The organism is Uliginosibacterium sp. TH139 (assembly GCF_002855595.1).
GTDB lineage: Bacteria > Pseudomonadota > Gammaproteobacteria > Burkholderiales > Rhodocyclaceae > Uliginosibacterium > Uliginosibacterium aquaticum.
In genome coordinates this window covers 494,631-514,421 of sequence record NZ_PKRR01000003.1, presented here as the reverse complement: position 1 = coordinate 514,421, position 19,791 = coordinate 494,631, and the positions used below count along the sequence as shown (strand labels likewise).

At 63.4% G+C, this 19,791-nt stretch carries 17 protein-coding genes and 1 riboswitch; of the genes, 8 read left to right on the top strand and 9 right to left on the bottom strand.

The window, feature by feature from the left end; translation table 11 throughout:
* Positions 1-87: 87 nt before the first annotated feature.
* The 4 genes from C0V76_RS09415 (at position 88) to C0V76_RS09400 (ending at position 4,205) form a co-directional block, all read left to right on the top strand.
* Positions 88-810, top strand: a complete 723-nt coding sequence (locus C0V76_RS09415) for a 16S rRNA (uracil(1498)-N(3))-methyltransferase (RefSeq protein ID WP_101942247.1) — start codon at positions 88-90, stop codon at positions 808-810.
* Between the two features lie 61 nt (positions 811-871).
* Entirely contained in the window at positions 872-2,200 is a 1,329-nt protein-coding gene (argA, locus tag C0V76_RS09410; protein WP_170021278.1) for an amino-acid N-acetyltransferase, read from the top strand.
* A gap of 11 nt (positions 2,201-2,211) precedes the next feature.
* A complete protein-coding gene (locus C0V76_RS09405; RefSeq protein WP_101942127.1) occupies positions 2,212-4,005 on the top strand; it encodes a diguanylate cyclase domain-containing protein in 1,794 nt (597 codons plus the stop codon).
* Positions 4,002-4,205, top strand: coding sequence for a DNA gyrase inhibitor YacG (locus tag C0V76_RS09400; RefSeq protein ID WP_101942126.1), 204 nt, complete (start codon positions 4,002-4,004; stop codon positions 4,203-4,205). The genes C0V76_RS09405 and C0V76_RS09400 overlap by 4 nt, the downstream gene beginning before the upstream one ends.
* Positions 4,206-4,268: 63 nt before the next feature.
* Here C0V76_RS09400 and C0V76_RS09395 read toward each other — a convergent pair whose 3' ends face one another.
* From C0V76_RS09395 to C0V76_RS09385, 3 genes are read right to left on the bottom strand one after another with little or no spacing between them, the layout of a single operon-like run.
* The gene (locus C0V76_RS09395) at positions 4,269-5,204 is read right to left on the bottom strand and encodes a Nudix family hydrolase (protein ID WP_101942125.1); all 936 of its coding nucleotides are present in this window, start codon (positions 5,202-5,204) and stop codon (positions 4,269-4,271) included.
* Positions 5,205-5,216: 12 nt separating this feature from the next.
* Entirely contained in the window at positions 5,217-5,915 is a 699-nt protein-coding gene (locus C0V76_RS09390; protein ID WP_101942124.1) for a M15 family metallopeptidase, read from the bottom strand.
* Between the two features lie 10 nt (positions 5,916-5,925).
* The gene (locus C0V76_RS09385; RefSeq protein WP_101942123.1) at positions 5,926-6,792 is read right to left on the bottom strand and encodes an ATP-binding protein; all 867 of its coding nucleotides are present in this window, start codon (positions 6,790-6,792) and stop codon (positions 5,926-5,928) included.
* A 118-nt stretch (positions 6,793-6,910) separates the two neighbouring features.
* On the opposite strand from C0V76_RS09385, the gene C0V76_RS09380 reads away from it, so the two are divergent.
* Both C0V76_RS09380 and C0V76_RS09375 read left to right on the top strand, forming a co-directional pair.
* On the top strand, positions 6,911-8,134 hold the full coding sequence (locus C0V76_RS09380; protein WP_173893983.1) for a murein transglycosylase A: 1,224 nt from the start codon (positions 6,911-6,913) through the stop codon (positions 8,132-8,134).
* Between the two features lie 204 nt (positions 8,135-8,338).
* Positions 8,339-8,935: a hypothetical protein gene (locus C0V76_RS09375; protein ID WP_101942121.1), complete on the top strand. Its 597-nt coding sequence runs from the start codon at positions 8,339-8,341 to the stop codon at positions 8,933-8,935.
* Here C0V76_RS09375 and C0V76_RS09370 read toward each other — a convergent pair.
* From C0V76_RS09370 to C0V76_RS09350, 5 genes are all read right to left on the bottom strand, one after another.
* Positions 8,917-9,642: an ABC transporter ATP-binding protein gene (locus C0V76_RS09370; protein WP_101942120.1), complete on the bottom strand. Its 726-nt coding sequence runs from the start codon at positions 9,640-9,642 to the stop codon at positions 8,917-8,919. The two genes, C0V76_RS09375 and C0V76_RS09370, sit on opposite strands and share 19 nt — an antisense overlap.
* Positions 9,632-10,405: an ABC transporter ATP-binding protein gene (locus C0V76_RS09365; protein WP_101942119.1), complete on the bottom strand. Its 774-nt coding sequence runs from the start codon at positions 10,403-10,405 to the stop codon at positions 9,632-9,634. The genes C0V76_RS09370 and C0V76_RS09365 overlap by 11 nt, the downstream gene beginning before the upstream one ends.
* Positions 10,402-11,502, bottom strand: a complete 1,101-nt coding sequence (locus C0V76_RS09360) for an ABC transporter ATP-binding protein (protein WP_101942118.1) — start codon at positions 11,500-11,502, stop codon at positions 10,402-10,404. Before C0V76_RS09360 ends, C0V76_RS09365 begins: the two co-directional genes overlap by 4 nt.
* Positions 11,503-11,526: 24 nt before the next feature.
* Entirely contained in the window at positions 11,527-12,528 is a 1,002-nt protein-coding gene (locus C0V76_RS09355) for a branched-chain amino acid ABC transporter permease (RefSeq protein WP_101942117.1), read from the bottom strand.
* Between the two features lie 156 nt (positions 12,529-12,684).
* Positions 12,685-13,797, bottom strand: coding sequence for a branched-chain amino acid ABC transporter substrate-binding protein (locus tag C0V76_RS09350; RefSeq protein WP_101942246.1), 1,113 nt, complete (start codon positions 13,795-13,797; stop codon positions 12,685-12,687).
* Between the two features lie 229 nt (positions 13,798-14,026).
* Between C0V76_RS09350 and bamE the strand changes: the two genes are divergently transcribed.
* Both bamE and metH read left to right on the top strand, forming a co-directional pair.
* Positions 14,027-14,539 carry an outer membrane protein assembly factor BamE gene (gene bamE / locus C0V76_RS09345; RefSeq protein WP_101942116.1) on the top strand — a complete coding sequence of 171 codons (513 nt, stop codon included), beginning with the start codon at positions 14,027-14,029 and terminating at the stop codon, positions 14,537-14,539.
* A gap of 7 nt (positions 14,540-14,546) precedes the next feature.
* Positions 14,547-14,652: riboswitch (S-adenosyl-L-homocysteine riboswitch) on the top strand.
* Positions 14,653-14,743: 91 nt separating this feature from the next.
* Positions 14,744-18,445 (top strand): methionine synthase, encoded by a 3,702-nt coding sequence (gene metH / locus C0V76_RS09340; RefSeq protein WP_101942115.1) that lies wholly within the window; start codon positions 14,744-14,746, stop codon positions 18,443-18,445.
* A 115-nt stretch (positions 18,446-18,560) separates the two neighbouring features.
* Here the strand turns inward: metH and C0V76_RS09335 are convergent, their stop codons facing one another.
* Positions 18,561-19,757: a hypothetical protein gene (locus C0V76_RS09335; RefSeq protein WP_143707387.1), complete on the bottom strand. Its 1,197-nt coding sequence runs from the start codon at positions 19,755-19,757 to the stop codon at positions 18,561-18,563.
* Positions 19,758-19,791 lie beyond the last annotated feature (34 nt).

Sequence of the window (19,791 nt, the reverse complement as noted above, 5' to 3'; positions counted from 1 at the left end):
TCTCGGGTGGATTCGGCGAGGCAGCCAGGGATGCCCGGCCATATAATGTTCGACGCTCGCGCGTGCGAGCTGAACGATCATAGCACCATGCCCCCACGCTTCCATTGCCCCCTGCCACTTGCTGCCAACCAGAGTCTGCGCCTGCCCGCCGAAGTGGCGCACCATGCTCTGCGCGTGCTGCGCCTGACTTATGGCGAGCCGATCGTGGTGTTCGATGGTGCGGGCACGGAGTATCTTGGCGAGCTGATCAAACTTGATGGTGAGGCGGCCGTGCGCCTCGACAGAAAGCTGGATGTGCAGCGTGAGGCGCCATTGGCGGTAACGCTGGTACAGGCGCTGGCGGTAGCCGACAAGATGGACTGGATCGTGCAGAAAGCGGTCGAGCTCGGTGCGGTGGGCGTTCAGCCGGTGGATGCCGAGCGCTGTGTGCTGAAGCTTGCCGGCGATCGCGCTGGCAAGCGCATCGAGCATTGGCGGCAGGTGGCGGTTTCCGCCGCTGAGCAATGCGGGCGCAGTCATCTATGTGCGGTGGGTGAGCTGCAGAAACTGCCGGCCTGGCTGGCACAGCCGATGGCCGGTGAGCGCTGGATTCTGGCGCCGGAGGGCGGTACTAAGCTGTCGGTGATGCCGCGCCCGACGGAGCCAGTGAGCCTGCTGATCGGCCCCGAAGGGGGCTGGAGTGACAAGGAGCTGGCGGCTGCGCAGGCCGCTGGGTGCAAACCCGTGAGCCTCGGACCGCGCGTGCTGCGTACCGAGACGGCGGGTCTGGCGGCGCTGGCCGCGATGATGGCCCTGTGGGGCGACTATTGAGATGGACAGAATGAATCAGGAAAACCGGGTACTCAGCGCCAACCTCTCCGCCGCGGTGCGCATGGGCGATGACGAGGCGATTCGCTTCGTAGACTGGGTGCGCGGCGCCGCGCCTTACTTCCATGCCTTCCGTGGCAAGACCTTCGTGCTCGCCTTTGGCGGTGAAGTGGCGCAGGGCGAGCTGATGGAAGACTTGTGTCACGACTGCAATCTGCTGGCCGCGCTGGGCGTGCGTCTGGTGCTGGTGCATGGCGCGCGGCCGCAGATCGAGGCCGAACTGGCCCGGCGCGGGCAGGAGTCGCGTTATCACAAGGGCTTGCGCATCACCGACGAAGCCGGGCTGGAGTGCGTCAAGGCGGCGGTTGGTGTCACCCGCATCAATATCGAGGCGGCCTTGTCGCAAGGCTTGCCGAATACGCCCATGGCCGGCGCCTACATGCGTGTGACTGGCGGCAACTTCATTACCGCGCGGCCGATTGGTGTCGTTGACGGAGTCGACTATCAATATACCGGCACCGTGCGGCGTGTGATTGCCGAGGAAATCAAGGCCGATCTGGATCAGCAGAACGTGGTGCTGATTTCCAACCTCGGCGTGTCACCCTCCGGCGAAATTTTTAACCTCGTGATGGAAGAAGTCGCCGAAGCGGTGGCGATTGCCCTGCAGGCCGAAAAGCTGATCTACCTGTGCGATGCACCGGGTTTGCTGGATGAAGAAGGCCGCCTGATCGAAGCGATTACCGCCGAAGAGGCCGAGCGCAAGCTCAATGCCGGCGTCGGTCTCACCGAGGATCTGCACCTCTTCCTGCCGCGCGCCATCAAGGCTGTGCGGCGCGGCGTGGCACGTGCCCACCTGATCGATCGCGACAAGGACGGCGGGCTGCTGCTGGAGTTCTTCACCCGTCAGGGTGTGGGCACCATGGTCAGCCGTGAGCCCTTGCATCGCCTGCGCGACGCGACCATCGACGATGTGGCCACCCTGCTGCAGTTGCTCGGCCCGCTCGAAGCCGATGGCACCCTGGTACGGCGCGGCCGCGAGCTGATCGAGATGGAGATCGATCGTTTCGTGCTCGCCGAGCACGATGGTGTGGTGGTCGGTTGCGCTGCGTTGTACCCCTTCCCTGAAGACGGCATGGCCGAGATGGCCTGTCTTGCGGTGACTTCTGAATTCCGTCGCGCCGGTCTCGGTGAGCGCCTGATGCAGCACATCACCGAGCGCGCGCGCAGCGCTGGCTACAGGGAGCTCTTCGTGCTCACTACACGCACCCAGCACTGGTTCCGCGAGCGGGGCTTCCGCGAGGCCGGGCCGGAGGAGTTGCCCGAGCGCAAGCGCGATCTGTACAACTTTCAGCGTCGCTCCAAGATTTTCATCAAATCCCTGCTGCCGGGCTGAGGATCAAACGCGTGCTGCACGACCTGCGCAAGCGCCTTTTTCCGGAAGACCTTCACTATCGCCGCTGGTTGCGCATGCTGCGCATCTATGCGCTGAGCGCAGGCCTTGTCGCTGGCTCGGTGGACCTCGTGGTGGATAGCTTGGCCAATGGGGGCGTCGAAGCGACCACGCTGTTGGCGGCGAGCATCACGGCCTTGGTTACGATTCTGCTGGTGACTGGCGCTTTTCTCGCTTCGCGCGAGATCGCCCAGAACAATGCCCGCCGCATGATCCGGCGGCTGGAAGACTCGGTCATTGACGGTAGCCTGCCGCATATGCCGAGCCTTGGCTGGGAACTTTTTGATCGCGGCCGCGAGGCCACGCTGCGCTTGCTGGAAGATCGTGACGAGAAGATCGCCAGTCTGCAGCGTGAGCTGGAGTTCTATCGCCCCTTGGCTGAGGACATGCCTGGTCTCGAGTTGCTCTTCGATCTGGATGGGCGCCTGGTGTGGGCCAATCCGGCGGTCCACACGCTGACCGGCTACAGCGCGGCTGAATGCCTCCAGGCCGCTGACCCGGCCTGTCTGTGGGTGTATGCCAAGGATCACGGCAGCCTGCGGGCCATGCTGACGGCTGCGCTGCAGGGCGAGCCGCGAGAGGGCCAGGAATTGCGTGTGCAGCATCGCGACGGCACGCTGCGCTGGTATGCCTGCCGCTGGTATTCACTGCGTGATGCGCAGGGCGGCATCTGCGGCATCCGCATGTCCGCTCAGGATGTGCAGGCGCGTAAGGATGCCGAGCTCAAACTGCTCGAAAACGTGGCTGCCTTGCGCCGCGCCCAGGCGCTCAAGGAGCACTACCTCAAACGCAGCAATGATGAACGCATGCGTCTGGCGGCGTTGCTGGAAATGCTCAGCGTGGGCATCCTGTTCGTCGATCACGACCACCGCGTGGTGTATGCCAATCAGCGCTGTGCGGCGATGTGGGGGCTGGGCGACCGCAACGACATGGTGGGCGTGCGCGACGAGATCGTTCTGGCCAAGACCGGGGCGCAGCGTGTCGACAACCAGGCCTACCTGCAGCACGTTGAAGAGGTCGTCAGCCAGCAGCAGGAGAACACCGTCTACGACATCTACTGCAGCGATGGCCGGGTGATCCGCGAGCGCTCGTCAGGCGTGCCCTCCGCTGAAGGCGACATGCTGATCGGACGGGTATGGATCTTCGAGGACATCACCGAAACCCTGCAGACCCAGGCGCGCCTCACCGAACTGGCCGAGCGCGATCCGCTCACCGGTCTCTATAACCGGCGCCGCTTTCATGAAGACCTGGGGCGCATGCTCGCCGAGAGCAACCGGCGCAAGGAGGCGCTGGGTTTGCTGATCTTTGACGTGGACAATTTCAAGGACATCAACGAGGCCCATGGTCATCAGAGCGGTGACCAGATGCTCTGTGCGCTGGCTACCGAGCTGCGTCAGGTGATTCGCCGCAACGAGTTGCTGTTCCGCCTCGGTGGTGACGAGTTCGCCATTCTGGTGGCCCAGCCGACCCTCGAGAGCGTCGCCTATATCGCGCGGCGAGTGGCCCAGCGCGCCGAACAACTCCGCCTCGAATTCAACGACGAAGCCTGCCAGCTCAGCATCAGTATCGGTGTCGCGCTGGCCCCATTGCACGCGCATGATGTCGACAGCCTGGTGCAGGCTGCAGATCGTGCGCTGTATCAGGCCAAGGCCGATGGCCGCAACTGCTGGCGCATGGCTTTCCGCTGGAATGGCGAAGAGCCGCATGTAGCCCGTTTCATTTCCAACGCTCCCGAGACCTTGCAGTGAGTCAGCCCTCCAGCCCCGCCAAGCCCCGCACTGTTACCTGCCCGCAATGCGGCAAACCCGCGCTGTTTGCGCCCGAGAACAAATACCGCCCCTTCTGCACCGAGCGCTGCAAACTCATTGACACAGGGGCCTGGGCGTCGGGTGCCTATGTGGTGCCGGGGCAGGAAGAGCCGCTGTCGGATGACAGCGACAAGGACTGAGTAACGTAGCTGGCTGCTGGGTTTCATGCAGCATCGGCCAGTGGCCGCGCGCGCTCCTGCAAGTCAGCCCCACGCCCCGCGAATCATCGCCATGCCGTGCGCACCATGCGCGCGGGCGTGAGCCATGTCCGTCGGCGTAAGGCCACCAATGGCTAGCACCGGAAGAGGCAGCCCGGCACACAGTTCGGCAAAGCGCACCCAGCCCAGATCAGGCTGACCGGCGTGGCTGGGGGTCTGCTGCACATGCCCCAGTAGCGCGTAGTCCAGCCCGAGCTCGGCGGCTTTTTCCAGTTCGGCGCGGGTGTGACAGGAGGCGCCGACCCATTCAGCTTCTGGTCGTGCGGTGAGCTGCATCAGCAAGCGGGCCGGCAGGTGCAGGTTTGCGCCAGGGTGAGCTGAGGCTTCGATCTCGGCAGCATTCAGGCTGCACAGGGCCCCGGCCTTGGCGCAGCGGGCTTCGACTTCCGCGATGAAGGCGGCGCGCTCGGCGGGCGGCATGTCCGGCTCGCGCACCTGTACCCATTTGAGGCCATTGGCCAGCGCCCGATCCAGCGCGGCGAGCTGGGCTTTTACGCCGACCTGCGCAGCCTGCGTCACGCCCATCACGCGCGGCAGGCGCAGGGCTTTCAGGATCGGGCCGTTGGCCGGCAGCATCGGGCCTACCTCAAGTGCATCGGCCTGTTGCCAGGCCAGCGCGCTGTGCACCTTGGCGTGTGCTTCGCCCCGCCACTGTGTGACTTCGAAGAAGTGCAGATGCACATGGGCGTGCTCATACACATGCTCGCGGGTCAGCCAGGGGTGGGCCACTTCGACCTCGATGGCGAGCTCTTCGGCGAGCTCGCGCACCAGCGCCTCACGCGGCGTTTCGCCGGCTTCGACCTTGCCGCCCGGGAATTCCCAGTAGCCTGGGTAGAAGGTGTCTGGCGCGCGCTGGCCGAGGAGGAATGAGCCGTCCGGGCGGGTGATGACGGCGGCGGCGACGTGAGTGATTTTTTTCATGATAGGGAGGAGTCAGGCCAGAGCATTGGCATTGGAGACGAGACAGACCTGGCGGGCATGAATGGCGGCCAGACGATTCAGTACGATGGATTTACCCGGGAGTTCTGCCGGGCGAATGGCTTCTTCGAGCAGCGTGAGATTCAGTGAGGCGAGCGCAGCTTGCGAGACGGGCGCGTAGGAGAGGTGCCAGGGTTCTGGATGCAGGCCGCCACGCTCGGCATCATAGGGCCGGAAAAAGCCGAAGCGGGTCATGTTCTGGTCCAGCCACTGATTCAGATAGGCAAAGATGCCGTGGGCGGCGTATTCCTCGGGCAGCAGTTGCAGGCGGTAGCCGCTGGGCAGCGCGGCCTGATCGAAGACATCGAAATCGCTACCCCAGTGGTGTCGGCTGGCGCCGGGGAGGGCAGACCATTCGAGGATCGCGCTGACGCGTCCGGCGTCGTCCAGGGTGCTGCCGTCGATCAGCTTGCCGGCCTCGTCGTACAAAGGCAGTTCGCCGCGCCACTTGCGTTGCCAGATGCCGAGCTGCGCATCGAAGCTGCGGAAGGCGCTGGCCGGGCGCAGATCGATGCGTTCGGCAGCGGCGGCCTCGCGCATGCGCAGAAACGCGAAGGCCGCTTCGGAGTGGGCGCGAAACGTCGTGCCATCGGCGAACTGGAATTCGCGGATGTGGCTGTCGCTGCGACCGGTGAGCTGAAGCGGGTCAAGCATGGGGGTGTCGTCAGGCGTTGGTGCGTCCCGCAAAATCCCGCGCAAACTGCCAGGCCACCCGGCCGGTGCGCGAGGCCCGCATCTGCGACCAGAGCAGGGCTTCGGCACGGATGCTGTCCTCCCACGCGGCAAGGCTGACGCCGAAAACTGTGAGCCAGTGACGCACGATGTCAAGGTATTCATCCTGGGTAAAGCTGTAGAAGCTCACCCAGAGGCCGAAGCGGTCTGACAGCGAGATCTTTTCCTCGACGGCTTCGCCCGGATGGATCTCGGCGTCGCCATGGCGGGCCTGCAGGTTGTCACTCATGTATTCCGGCATCAGGTGGCGGCGATTGCTGGTGGCGTAGATCAGCACATTGTCCGGCACCGCCGCGAAGCTGCCGTCGAGTACGCTTTTCAAGGCCTTGTAGGCCGGCTCGCCATCTTCGAAGGAGAGGTCGTCGCAGAACAGGATGAAGCGCTCCGGGCGAGCTGCGACGAGCTCGACGATGTGCGGCAGGTCGGTGAGATCAGTCTTGTCGACTTCGATCACACGCAGCCCCTGATCGGCGTATTCCGTGAGTACGGCCCGCACCAGCGAGCTCTTGCCGGTGCCGCGTGCGCCGGTGAGCAGTACGTTGTTGGCGCGGCGCCCGAGTACGAACTGGCGCGTGTTGGTGGCGACGCGTTCTTTCTGCTCGTCGATGTCGCACAGGTCAGCGAGGCGGATTCTGTGCAGGTTGTGCAGTGGCTCCAGCCAGCCCCGGCCCTGACGGGTGCGCCAGCGGTGAGCCAAGGCGTTCCAGTCCGGTGCGGGTGGGGCAGGGGGGAGCAGGGTTTCGAAGTGCGCCAGCACGTGTTCGGCGCGGAGCAGCAGGCGTTCAAGTTCGGGGCTCATGCGATTTTCCTGTTGGAGCGGCCATCGGCCGCGAACCCTGCGCGGCCGATGGCCGCTCCCACACATTGGCGTGGGCCGCCCAGTATACTTCCCGGCTTCACCAACGAGGGCGGCAAGCATGAAGCAGGCGTGGATTCTGGCAGGGCTGTTGATCGCAGGTTGTGCTTCGCAAAGCGTGCCGCTTGAGCCGGCGAGTGGCGAGAGCTGTCCAGTGTGCCCGGTGTGTCCCGAGCCGGAGAAGAAGCCTGAGCCACCGGTGAGCCAGTCAGCGCCGGCCGCGCCGGCCTTCCGAGAAGCCGCCTGGAGCGAGTTGCCGGACTGGTCGCGTGACACCTTGAACGAAGCGTGGCCGGGCTTGCTGGCCTCGTGCCGGGCGATCCGCCAGGCCGAGGTGAAGGCCGCCTGGGCGCCCACTTGCGAAGCCGCGAAGATCTTGGGTGACAAGCCCTCCAGTGCGCAGGTGCGCAGCTTCCTTGAGGAACGTCTGCAGCCGCTGCAGATCCAGAATGCGGATGGCTCGCAGGAAGGCCTGATCACTGGCTACTACGAGCCGCTGATCCAGGGTAGCCGCTGGAAGAGCGCTAAGAATCCGGTGCCGGTACATGCGGTGCCGGAGGATTTACTGCAACTCGATCTGGCCGAGGTCTATCCGGAGACGAAGAGCTTGCGCCTGCGCGGGCGGATCGAGGGGCGCAAGGTGCTGCCTTATTGGTCGCGGGCGCAGATTGAAGCGGCCGGCGAGGCTTTCCCGGCCAAGGTGCTGCTGTGGGCGCACGACCCAGTGGAGTTTTTCTTCCTGCAGGTGCAGGGTTCGGGACAGGTGCAACTCGCCGATGGCAGCCGCGTGCGCATCGCCTATGCCGACCAGAACGGCCACCCCTACAAGTCCATTGGCCGCTGGCTGATCGACCGTGGCGAGCTGACCCTGGCACAGGCCAGCGCACAGGGCATCCAGAAGTGGGCGCGCGAGAATCCGCAGCGCCTCTCCGAGCTGCTCAACGCCAATCCGAGTTATGTGTTCTTCCGCGAAGAGGCGGCCAATGGTGAAGGCCCCAAAGGTTCGTTGGGCGTGCCGCTGACAGGCGGACGCGCGATCGCGGTGGATACGCGCACGGTGCCGTTGGGGGCGCCAGTCTTCCTGAGCTTTTCGATGCCCGATGGCAAGCCGATGCGGCGCCTGATGATGGCGCAGGATACCGGCGGTGCGATCCGTGGCCGGGTGCGGGCGGATTTCTTCTGGGGCTTCGGTGCGGAAGCCGGCGCGCAGGCCGGCAAGATGCGTCAGCAGGGCAAGATGTGGCTGCTGTGGCCCAAGGGGGCCGCCCTGCCGGTGGCGCCATGAGACGCAGGTCGGACCAAACCTGACACGGCGCGGCTGGCGCGACCGGCAGGAAACATCGCTTCCGGCTTAAACCCGTCGGGGCAGGGGGCGCCGGGATATCCGTGAAGAGGCGCTTGAGCGCTGGCTTTGCACGCGGTGCCTGCCTTGCAGGTGGCACTGGCCGTCCGAGGCAGATCATGGCGCCGGGGGCAAAGCGCGGCTTGAATGGCAGCAGGAAGCTCCTCGCTGACCATCATGATCGAACTGCTGCCCCGGATCCTGACTGTGAGTTTGTTGTGCCTGGCCCTGTGGCTGGGCTGGCGGGCGTATTGCCAGTCGCCGCTGCGCCTGCGCCAGATCCGGCCCTATCGTCAGTCACGTGGCGCGCTGGTGGTGCTGACGGCGCGCGAGGGCCATCTGGCGCAGAGCATCGCGCAGGTCGAGGCGCATATCGAGGCGGCGATGGCGCTGGGTTTGCCGGTGATTACCGTACAGCAGACCGAGAGCCTGATCATGAGTGTGGTGAGTAGCCTGCTCGGCCGGCATCCGCACGGCGAGGCCAATGCCGAGGGGCATCTGCTGATGTTCACGGTGAGCAGTGAAGATGCTTTCGACAATGCGGCTTTCGAAGCCCTGCTGGTCGCCCTGCAGGTTTCCGAGCTCTACACCCTCAGTGCCAATCCGGCTTTCCCGCCCGAACCTACGGTGTGCAGCGCACGGGCACGTGGCTATGAGACGCGTACCTTGCGCCCGGCCGCTGCGTTGCAGCCCGCGCGCGCCGAGGCACGCGGGCTGGGTGGCTATCAGGCTTCGCCGAGGTAGGCGCTGCGCACAGCGGGATCGTTCAGCAGCTCGCTGCCCGAGCCGGCCAGGGTGATGCGGCCGCCATCCATCACATAGCCGCGGCTGGCAAATTCCAGCGCGAGGTTGGCGTTCTGCTCCACCAGCAGGATACTCATGCCTTCCTTCACCACGGTCTGGATCACTTCGAAGATCTTTTCGACCACCAGCGGGGCGAGGCCCATCGAGGGCTCATCCAGCAGCAGCAGCTTGGGGCGCGAAAGCAAGGCGCGGCCGATCGCCACCATCTGCTGTTCGCCACCCGAGAGCGTGCCGGCGACCTGGGCCAGCCGTTCCTTCACGCGCGGCAGCATGCTGTAGACGCGCTCGAGATCCTGCTCGATGGCTTCCTTGTCGTCGCGTGTGTAGGCGCCCATGCGCAGGTTTTCTTCCACCGTCAGGCGGGTGAAGATGCCGCGGCCTTCCGGCACCAGGGCGAGGCCCTGGCGCAGGCGCAGGTGGGCCGGCAGCTTGCTGATGTCCTGCCCGGCGAAGCGGATCTCGCCGCTCTTGATCGGCAGGGTGCCGGAGATGGCATTCAGGGTGGTGGTCTTGCCGGCGCCGTTGGCACCGATCAGGCACACCAGCTCGCCGGTGCTGACGTGAAAGTCGATGCCCTTCACGGCCTGGATCTGGCCGTAGGCGATCTGCACGTCCTTGAGTTCGAGGATGGTGTTGTCAGTGGGCATGGCTGCTTCCCAGATAGGCTTCGATCACTTCCGGATTCTTCTGCACTTCGGCCGGTACGTCTTCGGCGATCTTCTTGCCAAAGTTCAGCACCGCGACGCGGTCGCACAGGCCCATCACCAGCTTCACATCGTGTTCGATCAGTAGCACGGTGACGCCGTCCTGGCGGATCGTGGAGATGAGGTCGCGGAGTTGCGACGTTTCGGTGGCATTCATGCCGGCGGCCGGCTCGTCCAGCGCCAGCAGCTGCGGCTCGGTGGCGAGTGCACGGGCGATCTCCAGGCGGCGTTGATCGCCGTAGGAGAGGTTGCGCGAGAGTGTGGTGGCGTGGCGCTCGATGCCCACGTAACGCAGCATCTCGAAGGCACGCTCGGTGATCAGGCGCTCTTCTTCGCGCATGTGGCGGTTCTGGGTGAGAATGCCCCACAGGCTCGAATCCGAGCGCAGGTGGTGGCCGGCCATCACGTTTTCCAGGGCGGTCATTTCGCGGAACAGACGGATGTTCTGGAAGGTGCGGGCGATGCCGCGCGCCACTACTTCATGCGGCTTGCCGGTGGGCAGCTCGCTGCCGGCGAAGATGAACTCGCCGCCATTAGGCGTGTAGGCACCGGTGAGCACGTTGAAGAAGGTGGTCTTGCCGGCGCCATTGGGGCCAATCAGGCCGTACACCTCACCCTTGCGGATGGTCAGCGAGACATCCGACAGCGCGGTGAGGCCACCGAAACGCTTGCCGATGTTCTGGGCTTCAAGAAGGGTGATGCTCATTCAGTGATCCTCCCGGCGCCGGCGAGTTCTGGTCGTGAGTAGCGGGCATGGGCAGGCAGCAGGCCGGCCGGGCGCAGCAACATCATGAAAATCATGGCCAGCGAGAGCAGCAGCATGCGCAGCACTTCCGGATCCAGGATCACATGGCCGAACAGCGCTTGCTGCACCGGCAGGGCCACGCTGCGCAGCAGCTCGGGCAGCAGCGAGAGGGCGATGGCGCCGAGGATCACACCGCCGAGGTTGCCCATGCCGCCGAACACGACCATGGTCAGGATCGCGATGGACTCCATCAGCGAGAAGGATTCCGGCGAGACGAAGCCCTGGAAGCTGCCGAACAGGCCGCCGGCCACGCCCCCGAAGGTGGCGCCCATCGAGAAGGCCAGCAGCTTCATGTTGCGTACATTGATGCCGATGGCCTTGGCAGCCAGTTCGTCGTCACGAATCGCAGCCCAGGCACGGCCCACGCGCGACAGTTGCAGGCGCCGGATCACGATCACCGAGCCCACCACGCAGAGCAGGAACACGTAATAGAACAGCACCAGCGAGTTGATCTTGAAGTCATCCGTGATCTGGATGTGGCGCGAGATGTCCCAGCCGAACAGGCTCAGGGAATCGAGCATGTTCACGCCCTGCGGCCCGTTGGTGATGTTGATCGGGTGGTTCAGGTTGTTCATGAAGATGCGCACGATCTCGCCGAAGCCCAGCGTGACGATGGCGAGATAGTCGCCCCGTAGCCGCAGTACCGGCGCACCGAGGATCAGGCCAGCGAGGGCCGCGAAACCGGCTCCGGCCGGCAGCACGATCCAGAACGGCAGGTGCAGGCCAAAGTGCGGCGAGGCCAGGAAGGCCCAGGTGTAGGCGCCCACGGCGTAGAAGGCGATGTAGCCCAGATCGAGCAGACCAGCAAAGCCCACCACCAGGTTCAGGCCCAGCGCCAGCATCACGTAGAGCAGGGCGAAGTCGAGGATGCGCACCCAGGTATTGCCCGCCGACAAGGCGATCATGGGGGCAATCAGCATCAGCGCCAGCACCACGCCGCGTGCAGCACGCGGGTTGCGGCTGCCGAGCCAGGGAACTGCTTCAGCAAGTTCGTACATAAGAAGGTTCCGTAAAGAATGGGGTCAGGCGCGATCGGATACGCGCTCACCGAGCAGGCCGGTGGGGCGGAAGATCAGCACGATGCCGAGAATCACGAAGGCGAAGATGTCCTGATAGTTCGAGGACAGCAGCTCGAAGCTGCCACCATTGGCGCAGGTCTCGATCAGCGAGGCGCTTTGCGCCCAGCTTGGCAAGTTGCACAGATCGGTAGCCGAGCCGAGGTAGCCGGCACCGATGGATTCCACCAGGCCCAGCACCACACCGCCGACCATCGCGCCGCCGAGGTTGCCAATGCCACCCAGCACCGCAGCGGTGAAGGCCTTCAGCCCCGGCGTGAAGCCCATCGCGTAATGCGCCACACCGTAGTTGGACGAGAACATCACGCCGGCTACGGCTGCCAGGGCTGAACCGATGATGAAGGTGGTGGCGATGATCTTGTTGGTATCCACGCCCATCAGGCTGGCCACGCGGTGATTCTCTGCGGTGGCACGCATGGCGCGGCCGAGCCGGGTCTTGTTCACCAGCAGGATGAGGCCGGTCATCAGCAGAGCAGAGCTGACCAGGATGATGATCTGCACCGGGGTGATGAACACGCCTTCCACCGGCTGTAGCGGAGTGGTTGTGATCAGCTGCGGGAAGCTGTGGTAGTTGCGCCCCCAGATGATCATTGCCAGCGTCTGCAGCAGGAAGGACACGCCGATCGCGGTGATCAGCGGCGCCAGGCGCGGTGCGTTGCGCAGACGCCGGTAGGCGGTGCGTTCGATGATGTAGCCGAGTGCCATGCACACCGCCATCGCCACCGTGAGGGCGATCAGCAGGGTGGGAACAGCCCCAAGCAGGGGAAAGGCTTTTTGCAGGAAGAGTACAACCTGCAGGGCAACCAGGGCTCCGACCATGAGCACGTCACCGTGCGCGAAATTGATCAGGCCGAGGATGCCGTAGACCATGGTGTAGCCGAGGGCGACGAGCGCATACACGCTACCTACCACGAGGCCATTGACGATTTGCTGGAGCAGGGTTTCCATGATCCGGGCGTAAGTCGAAAGTTATAGACAAGGCATGGGATTTGCCGTACGGCTGCGCATTGTCCGGAGTTCGAACAATGTGTCAATGCGCTGCGACAAGAGTTTGCGCCTAAGAAAACGGGGCGCCGCCGGCGCCCCGTTCGTGTGTGGTCAGGCTTACTTCAGCGCGACCCAGTTGCCAGCCTTGTACTGGTACATGGTGATGGCGCCGAACTTGGTGTCACCCTTCTCATCGAAGGCCACTTCGCCGGTCACACCCTTGAACTGCACCTTCTTGAGGGCAGCCAGGTACTTGGAAGGCTCGGCCGAGTTGGCGGCCTTCATGCCTTCGATGAGTGCAGCGGCAGCATCGTAGGAATACGGTGCGTAGATCTGCACGTCGGCACCGAAGCGCTTCTTGAAGCGATCCTTGAAGGTCTTGTCGGCGATCTGATCCAGCGGCAGGCCAGCCTGGGTGCAGAAGGCTGCTTCAGACATGGCGTCACCGGCCAGCTTGATGAACTCGGGCGTGCAGCCGCCGTCGCCGGTGACGAATTTGGCCGGGATGCCCAGTGCCTTGACTTGCTTGAGCATCGGGCCGCCCTGGGCATCCATGCCGGTGTAGACGATCACGTCCGGCTTCTGGGCCTTGATCTTGGTGAGAATGGCCATGAAGTCAGTGGCCTGGTTGTTGGTGAATTCACGCGAAGTCACTTTGCCGCCAGCCGCTTTCACGCCCTTTTCCACTTCGTCGGCGAGGCCCTGGCCGTAGGCGGTGCGGTCGTCGATGATGGCCACGGTCTTGCCGAGCTTGCTGGCCGCGTACTTGCCGATCACGCTGCCTTGCTGGGCATCGTTGGCCATGGTGCGGAAGATGTTCGCGAAGCCTTGTTGGGTCAGCGTCACATTGGTCGCCGAGGGCGAAATCATCGGGATTCCGGACTGGTTGTAAATGCGCGAAGCGGGGATTGTGGTGCCCGAATTCAGGTGGCCGACCACACCCTTAACGCCAGCATCCACCAGGCGCTGGGCCACGATGTTGCCGGTCTTCGGATCGGCGGCGTCATCTTCACCGACCAACTCGAACTTCACCTTCTTGCCGCCGATCGTGATGCCCTTGGTGTTGTACTCCTCGACCGCGAGGCGGGCGCCATTTTCGTTGTCCTTGCCAAGGTGGGCGATGTTGCCGGTGAGCGGGCCGACGTGGCCGATCTTCACGACGACTTCCTGAGCCTGTGCAAGGCCACTGGTGGTGCCAAGTACTGCAAGTGCAATCAAGGTCTTCTTCATTTCGAACATTCTCCAGAGTGGATGATGAGTTCAGGGGCCGCTGGCTTGTCTCCGACCGGGGCGGTATGTCCCGGAGGCATGTTACACAAATAAGCGAGCGGGCAAGCCCACACGGGGCCAGACTGCTCCGTATGCAAGAAGCGCACCCACGCCGCAGGGGAATACGAGAATTGGCGCTGACTGGCGTGCCAACTAGGCTGCTTGGGTAGCCCTGCGGGATAAGCCGTCGATGTTCAAATCCACCCTTCTGCTGTTGCTTGCCAGCCTGCTGGCTGCCTGTATTGGCAGCTCCAGTGTGGAACCGGGCAAGACGACCTTGCCGCAACTGCTTGAGCAGCTCGGACAGCCCAGCATGGTGTGGTCTGAGCGGGATGGCAGCCTGCAGATGGAGTTCGCCCGGGTGACGCAGGGCGGGGGCAATTTCATGGCCCGTTTGGCTCCCAGCGGGGTGCTCTTGAGCCTGCAGCAGGTGCTGACCGAAGCCAGCGTGGATGCCCTGCGACAGGGCATGAGCCGCGACGAGGTGCGACGCCAGATGGGGCGGCCGGCGCGCACCGAACATGTTGCCGGAGGGGAGGTCTGGCACTGGCCGCTGGATGTGCGGCGCCCCGCAAACTGGCAGGTCGATGCCCACTTTGGTGCAGAGGGTATTCTTCAGGAGGTAAGGCGCAGCCGGATTCGCCTCGAGCGGCCTGCTCCTGAAGCCCGGCTGGCTGGTCAGCCCGAGCGTTCGCCCTTATAATTCAGTCCTTTCCGAGGAGCGCTGCGAGACTGCCGGGTTTTTTCCCGCAATCCCAGGCTCGGAACCTGCCGCCTCTCTTTGGCGCAGGCCAGATTCAACGGCGCTCACCGCTTCGTGCAGAACTCGTGCGGATTGCCGGTGAGCCAGAACTCCCCCGCCCATCCCCGGCTTGCCCGAAGCGTTGAACGCTTTGGAGAGTGACTCATGCAAGCCGACCGCAGCCAAGAACTCAACGCCCTGCTCCGTGAACGTATCCTGATTCTGGATGGCGGCATGGGCACCGAGATCCAGCAATACAAGCTCTCCGAAGCCGATTACCGGGGAAGCCGCTTTGCTGCGCACAACAAGGATCTGAAGGGCAATAACGATCTGCTGGTGCTCACCCGTCCGGACGTGGTCGGCGCGATCCACCGCGAGTATCTGGAGGCGGGTGCGGACATCATCGAAACCTGCACCTTCAACGGCACGCGCGTGTCGCAAGCCGAATACGGCCTGCAGGACTTCGCGTATGAGATCAACGTGGCTGGCGCGCGTCTGGTGCGTGAGCTGTGCGACGAATTCACCGCAAGGACACCTAACAAGCCGCGCTACTGCGCTGGCGTGATCGGCCCGACCTCGCGCACCCTTTCGATCTCGCCGGATGTGAACGACCCCGGCTACCGTAACGTCAGCTTCGACGAGCTGGTCGACGACTACTACGACTCGGCCAAGGCTCTGATGGAAGGCGGCGCCGATCTGCTGCTGATCGAAACGGTGTTCGACACCGCCAATGCCAAGGCTGCCATCTTCGCCGTGCTCAAGCTCTTCGATGATCTGGGCCGCAAGTTGCCGGTCATGATCTCGGGCACCATCACCGATGCCTCGGGCCGCACGCTCTCGGGCCAGACCGCCACCGCCTTCTGGAACTCGCTCAAGCACGTCAAGCCGATCTCCTTCGGTCTCAACTGTGCGCTCGGCGCCAAGGAGTTGCGCCAGTACGTGGCCGAGCTTTCCGGCATCTGCGATACCTTCGTCTCCGCCCACCCCAACGCCGGCCTGCCGAATCCGCTGGCCCCCACCGGTTACGACGAAACGCCTGAGCAGCTGGCGGCCGATATCAAGGATTGGGCAGAGTCCGGCTTCCTCAATATCGTCGGCGGTTGCTGCGGCACCCGGCCTTCACATATCAAGGCCGTGAGTGAGGCGGTGGCGCAGATCCGCCCGCGCGCCATTCCCGAGCTCGAAGTGAGGCAGGCCCTGTCGGGTCTGGAGCCTTTCTTCATCGGCAAGGACAGCCTGTTCGTGAACGTCGGCGAGCGCAACAACGTCACCGGCTCGCGCGCTTTTGCCAAGATGATCATCGAAGGCCGCTTCGACGATGCACTGGCCGTGGCTCGCCAGCAGGTGGAAAACGGCGCCCAGGTCATCGACATCAACATGGACGAAGCCATGCTGGACTCGAAGGCCGCGATGGAGCGCTTCCTCAAGCTCATCGCCTCCGAGCCGGACATCTCGCGCGTGCCGATCATGATCGACTCCTCCAAGTGGGAGATCATCGAAGCCGGCCTCAAGTGCATCCAGGGCAAGGGCATCGTTAACTCGATCTCCATGAAGGAGGGCGAGGAAGCCTTCCTGCATCACGCCCGCCTGTGCATGAAATACGGCGCGGCCGCCGTGGTGATGGCCTTCGACGAGCAGGGCCAGGCCGACACCTATGCGCGCAAGACTGAGATCTGCAAGCGCGCCTACGATCTCTTGATGACGATCGGCTTCCCGCCGGAAGACATCATTTTTGATGCCAACATCTTCGCCATTGCCACCGGCATCGAAGAGCACAACAACTACGCGGTCGACTTCATCGAAGCTGTGCGCTGGATTCACACGAATCTGCCTTATGCCAAGACCAGCGGCGGTGTTTCCAACGTGAGCTTCAGCTTCCGTGGCAACGACCCGGTGCGCGAAGCCATTCACACCGTATTCCTCTACCACGCCATCAAGGCGGGCCTCACCATGGGCATCGTTAACGCCGGTCAGCTCGGCGTGTATGACGACCTTGCCCCCGAGCTGCGCGACAAGGTGGAAGACGTTGTATTGAATCGTCATCCCGAAGCCGGCGAGCGCCTGGTCGAATTCGCACAGACCGTGAAGGGCCAGGCCAAGGAAAACGTGCAGGATCTGGCCTGGCGCGAATGGCCGGTCGAAGAGCGCCTGTCGCATGCGCTGGTGAAGGGCATCACCCAGTTCGTGGTGGAAGACACCGAAGAAGTCCGGGCCAAGCTGTTTGCCGAGGGCAAGCCGCCGCTGGCGGTGATCGAAGGCCCGCTGATGGCCGGCATGTCGGTCGTGGGGGATCTCTTCGGCGCGGGCAAGATGTTCCTGCCGCAGGTGGTCAAATCCGCTCGCGTCATGAAGTCCGCCGTGGCGCATCTGATTCCCTACATCGAGGAAGAAAAGAAGCGCACCGGCGCGGCCGCCAAGGGCAAGATCATCATGGCCACCGTGAAGGGCGATGTGCATGACATCGGCAAGAACATCGTCGGCGTGGTGCTCTCCTGCAACGGCTACGAAGTCGTCGATCTCGGCGTGATGGTGCCCTGCGACAAGATCCTTGCCGCCGCGAAGGAGCATGGCGCGCAGGCCATTGGCCTCTCCGGCCTGATCACGCCCTCGCTTGAAGAAATGGCCCATGTCGCCAGCGAGATGAAGCGCCTTGGCTTCGGTGGCGAGAATGCCGTGCCCCTGCTGATTGGTGGCGCCACCACCAGCCGCGCCCACACCGCGATCAAGATCGCGCCGCACTACGATGGCCCGGTGGTCTACACGCCGGATGCTTCACGCGCCGTGGGCGTGGTCACCAGCCTGCTCTCCATCGATCAGCGCGAAAGCTATGTCGCCGAAATCGCGGCGGACTATGAAAAGCTGCGCGTTCAGCATGCCTCCAAGAGTGGCGTGAAGCTGGTCTCGCTCGAAGCCGCACGCGCCAACCGCTTCAAGTGGAACAGCGACGCCAGCTATGTGCCGGCGAAGCCTTCACGCCCCGGCATCCAGCGCCTGCGCAACATCGATCTCGCCACGCTCGAGCAGTACATCGACTGGGGCCCCTTCTTCCAGACCTGGGATCTGGCCGGCGCCTACCCGGCGATTCTGGATGACGAGATCGTGGGCGAAACCGCACGCAACGTCTTCCGTGATGCCAAGGCCATGCTCAAGAGCGCCATCGAGCAGCGCTGGATCGAAGTGCACGCCGTGTTCGGCCTCTTTCCCGCCGCTGCGCATCAGGATGATGTGCTGGTTTATGGCGACGAATCACGTGGCGAAGTGATCGCCAAGTGGCACGGATTGCGCCAGCAGCACGAACGTCCGGCCGGCAAGCCCAACTACTGCCTGAGCGACTTCATCGCGGATCGTGATTCTGGTGTGGCGGACTGGGTCGGCATGTTCGCCGTTTCGGCCGGTCGGGGGCTGGAGCCGCGCATCGCTGCCTATGAAGCCGAGCACGACGACTATCACGCCATCATGCTCAAGGCCATTGCTGACCGCTTTGCGGAAGCTGCAGCCGAATGGCTGCACCAGCGCGTGCGCAAGGAATACTGGGCTTACGCCCCTGCCGAGACGCTCGATGGAGCCGCCCTGATCGCCGAGCAATACAGCGGCATCCGTCCTGCTCCCGGCTATCCGGCCTGCCCAGATCACACCGCCAAAGGCGAGATCTTCCGGGTGCTGAACCCGCAGGAAGCCATCGGTCTGGAGATCACCGAAACCTTCGCCATGTACCCGGCGGCGGCCGTATCAGGCTTCTACCTCGCGCATCCGGAGGCGCAGTACTTCGCGGTGAGCAAGATTGGGGAAGATCAGATGAAGGATTGGGCACAGCGGGCGGGCTTCAGTGAAGGCGAGGCGAAGAGGTGGCTGGCGCCGATTCTTTGATTAGCGTCGAAGCGTGAAATGACAAAGGGGCCAATTTCGGCCCCTTTGTTTTATCTGTAGGGTGGGCGCAGTGTGCCCACGTATTTCGCGGATGTGCACTCAACACCGCGCGGGCTCAGTTTCGCGAATAGGTCAGCGCGGCAGCGTCGGTTCTGAGGTTGTAATGCCAGATGTTTCTCACCCCGCCATCGACGATGTAGACCAGCGCAATGTCATCCCCGGTTGCTGCGATTTGCAGCCTGGGCGGTCGACCATTGCCGCGGTCATAGACACGACCGAAACTTTCTAGGCGCGATATAACCGGCTGGGCAAACAACGCATCGCCCGTGCCGGAGATGAATAGCAGGCTGCCCTGGTCCGTCCAGGCCACATAGCGATCTGCCTTCGCGTCATAGCTCAAGGAGAAGATATCGACGTTATTGACGGACCGATAGTCGAGCCACTTTTGATTCCGTGCATCAAACCGGTAAAGGAAGCCTTCGCCACCGAGCGTGACAATCGAAACGACATTCCGCTTGCTGTCGTAGGCCAGGTCCATCGCCCACGAAAACCGTGGGAAATCAGGTGGCAAGGCGATGCTGGTGGCTTGCCCTGTCGGGACATCTACCGACTCAAGTTGATCACCTCTCAATCTGAAAGCGCGATCGCCTGACTCCGATACGGCAATTTTCCCCTCGCTCACGTAGGCTTCCTTGCCGCCATTTAGTGGGCCCGACAATGTCCAGCGCGCCCTGCCGTAGTCCCGCGTCGGAAGCCTGAATGTGAAGCCTGAGCTGGACGCTCTGGGCTTTGGTCCTTGCATGGTCAGATCGGCGCGTGGTGCATCCGGCGCAGTCACGCTGATCAGCGCCGGCAGCGTATAGCTGCCCCGGAAGGCATTCACCTGCTCGACGCCGAATAGCTGGTTCAAGCGTACAAGCAGCTCTCTGAATTTTAGGTTTTCGGTTTCGTAGGCATACGGCAGTTTCACCATATAGCCTTGCGTCTGCAGCGTCGTCGAAACGGTAGATGGGTGATATCCACCAACAAGAATCGCCACGATTGAGGTCTTGGGCGAAGCTGTTACCCGCCAATTGATTTGTTCGTAGCTTGTCATGACCAGCAAGACCTTCGCGCCAGGCCGGTCGATATTGACATGCACAGCTCCCTTTGGTGGCTCGTAGCCGGATACCAGAATGACTTCAGCGTCCTGTGCTAGTTCCCGCGCTGGCGGCTCTGGCGACAAGACCAGCAAGTTGTCCTGCTGCTGTACTCCGGCTTTCACCGGCGCACCAAAGCGAAGTACTTCATCAGCCCGAACCACACTTGCCAAGACAGGGGCAAGTCCTATCAAACAATGCGCGACC

What these genes read in the sequence shown, in the direction of transcription:
- C0V76_RS09415 (WP_101942247.1), top strand. Translation starts at nt 88, where the DNA reads ATGCCCCCACGCTTCCATTGCCCCCTGCCACTTGCTGCCAACCAGAGT.
- argA (WP_170021278.1), top strand. Translation starts at nt 872, where the DNA reads ATGGGCGATGACGAGGCGATTCGCTTCGTAGACTGGGTGCGCGGCGCC.
- C0V76_RS09395 (WP_101942125.1), bottom strand. Translation starts at nt 5,204, where the DNA reads ATGAAAAAAATCACTCACGTCGCCGCCGCCGTCATCACCCGCCCGGAC.
- C0V76_RS09390 (WP_101942124.1), bottom strand. Translation starts at nt 5,915, where the DNA reads ATGCTTGACCCGCTTCAGCTCACCGGTCGCAGCGACAGCCACATCCGC.
- C0V76_RS09385 (WP_101942123.1), bottom strand. Translation starts at nt 6,792, where the DNA reads ATGAGCCCCGAACTTGAACGCCTGCTGCTCCGCGCCGAACACGTGCTG.
- C0V76_RS09380 (WP_173893983.1), top strand. Translation starts at nt 6,911, where the DNA reads ATGAAGCAGGCGTGGATTCTGGCAGGGCTGTTGATCGCAGGTTGTGCT.
- C0V76_RS09375 (WP_101942121.1), top strand. Translation starts at nt 8,339, where the DNA reads ATGGCAGCAGGAAGCTCCTCGCTGACCATCATGATCGAACTGCTGCCC.
- C0V76_RS09370 (WP_101942120.1), bottom strand. Translation starts at nt 9,642, where the DNA reads ATGCCCACTGACAACACCATCCTCGAACTCAAGGACGTGCAGATCGCC.
- C0V76_RS09365 (WP_101942119.1), bottom strand. Translation starts at nt 10,405, where the DNA reads ATGAGCATCACCCTTCTTGAAGCCCAGAACATCGGCAAGCGTTTCGGT.
- C0V76_RS09360 (WP_101942118.1), bottom strand. Translation starts at nt 11,502, where the DNA reads ATGTACGAACTTGCTGAAGCAGTTCCCTGGCTCGGCAGCCGCAACCCG.
- C0V76_RS09355 (WP_101942117.1), bottom strand. Translation starts at nt 12,528, where the DNA reads ATGGAAACCCTGCTCCAGCAAATCGTCAATGGCCTCGTGGTAGGTAGC.
- C0V76_RS09350 (WP_101942246.1), bottom strand. Translation starts at nt 13,797, where the DNA reads ATGAAGAAGACCTTGATTGCACTTGCAGTACTTGGCACCACCAGTGGC.
- bamE (WP_101942116.1), top strand. Translation starts at nt 14,027, where the DNA reads ATGTTCAAATCCACCCTTCTGCTGTTGCTTGCCAGCCTGCTGGCTGCC.
- metH (WP_101942115.1), top strand. Translation starts at nt 14,744, where the DNA reads ATGCAAGCCGACCGCAGCCAAGAACTCAACGCCCTGCTCCGTGAACGT.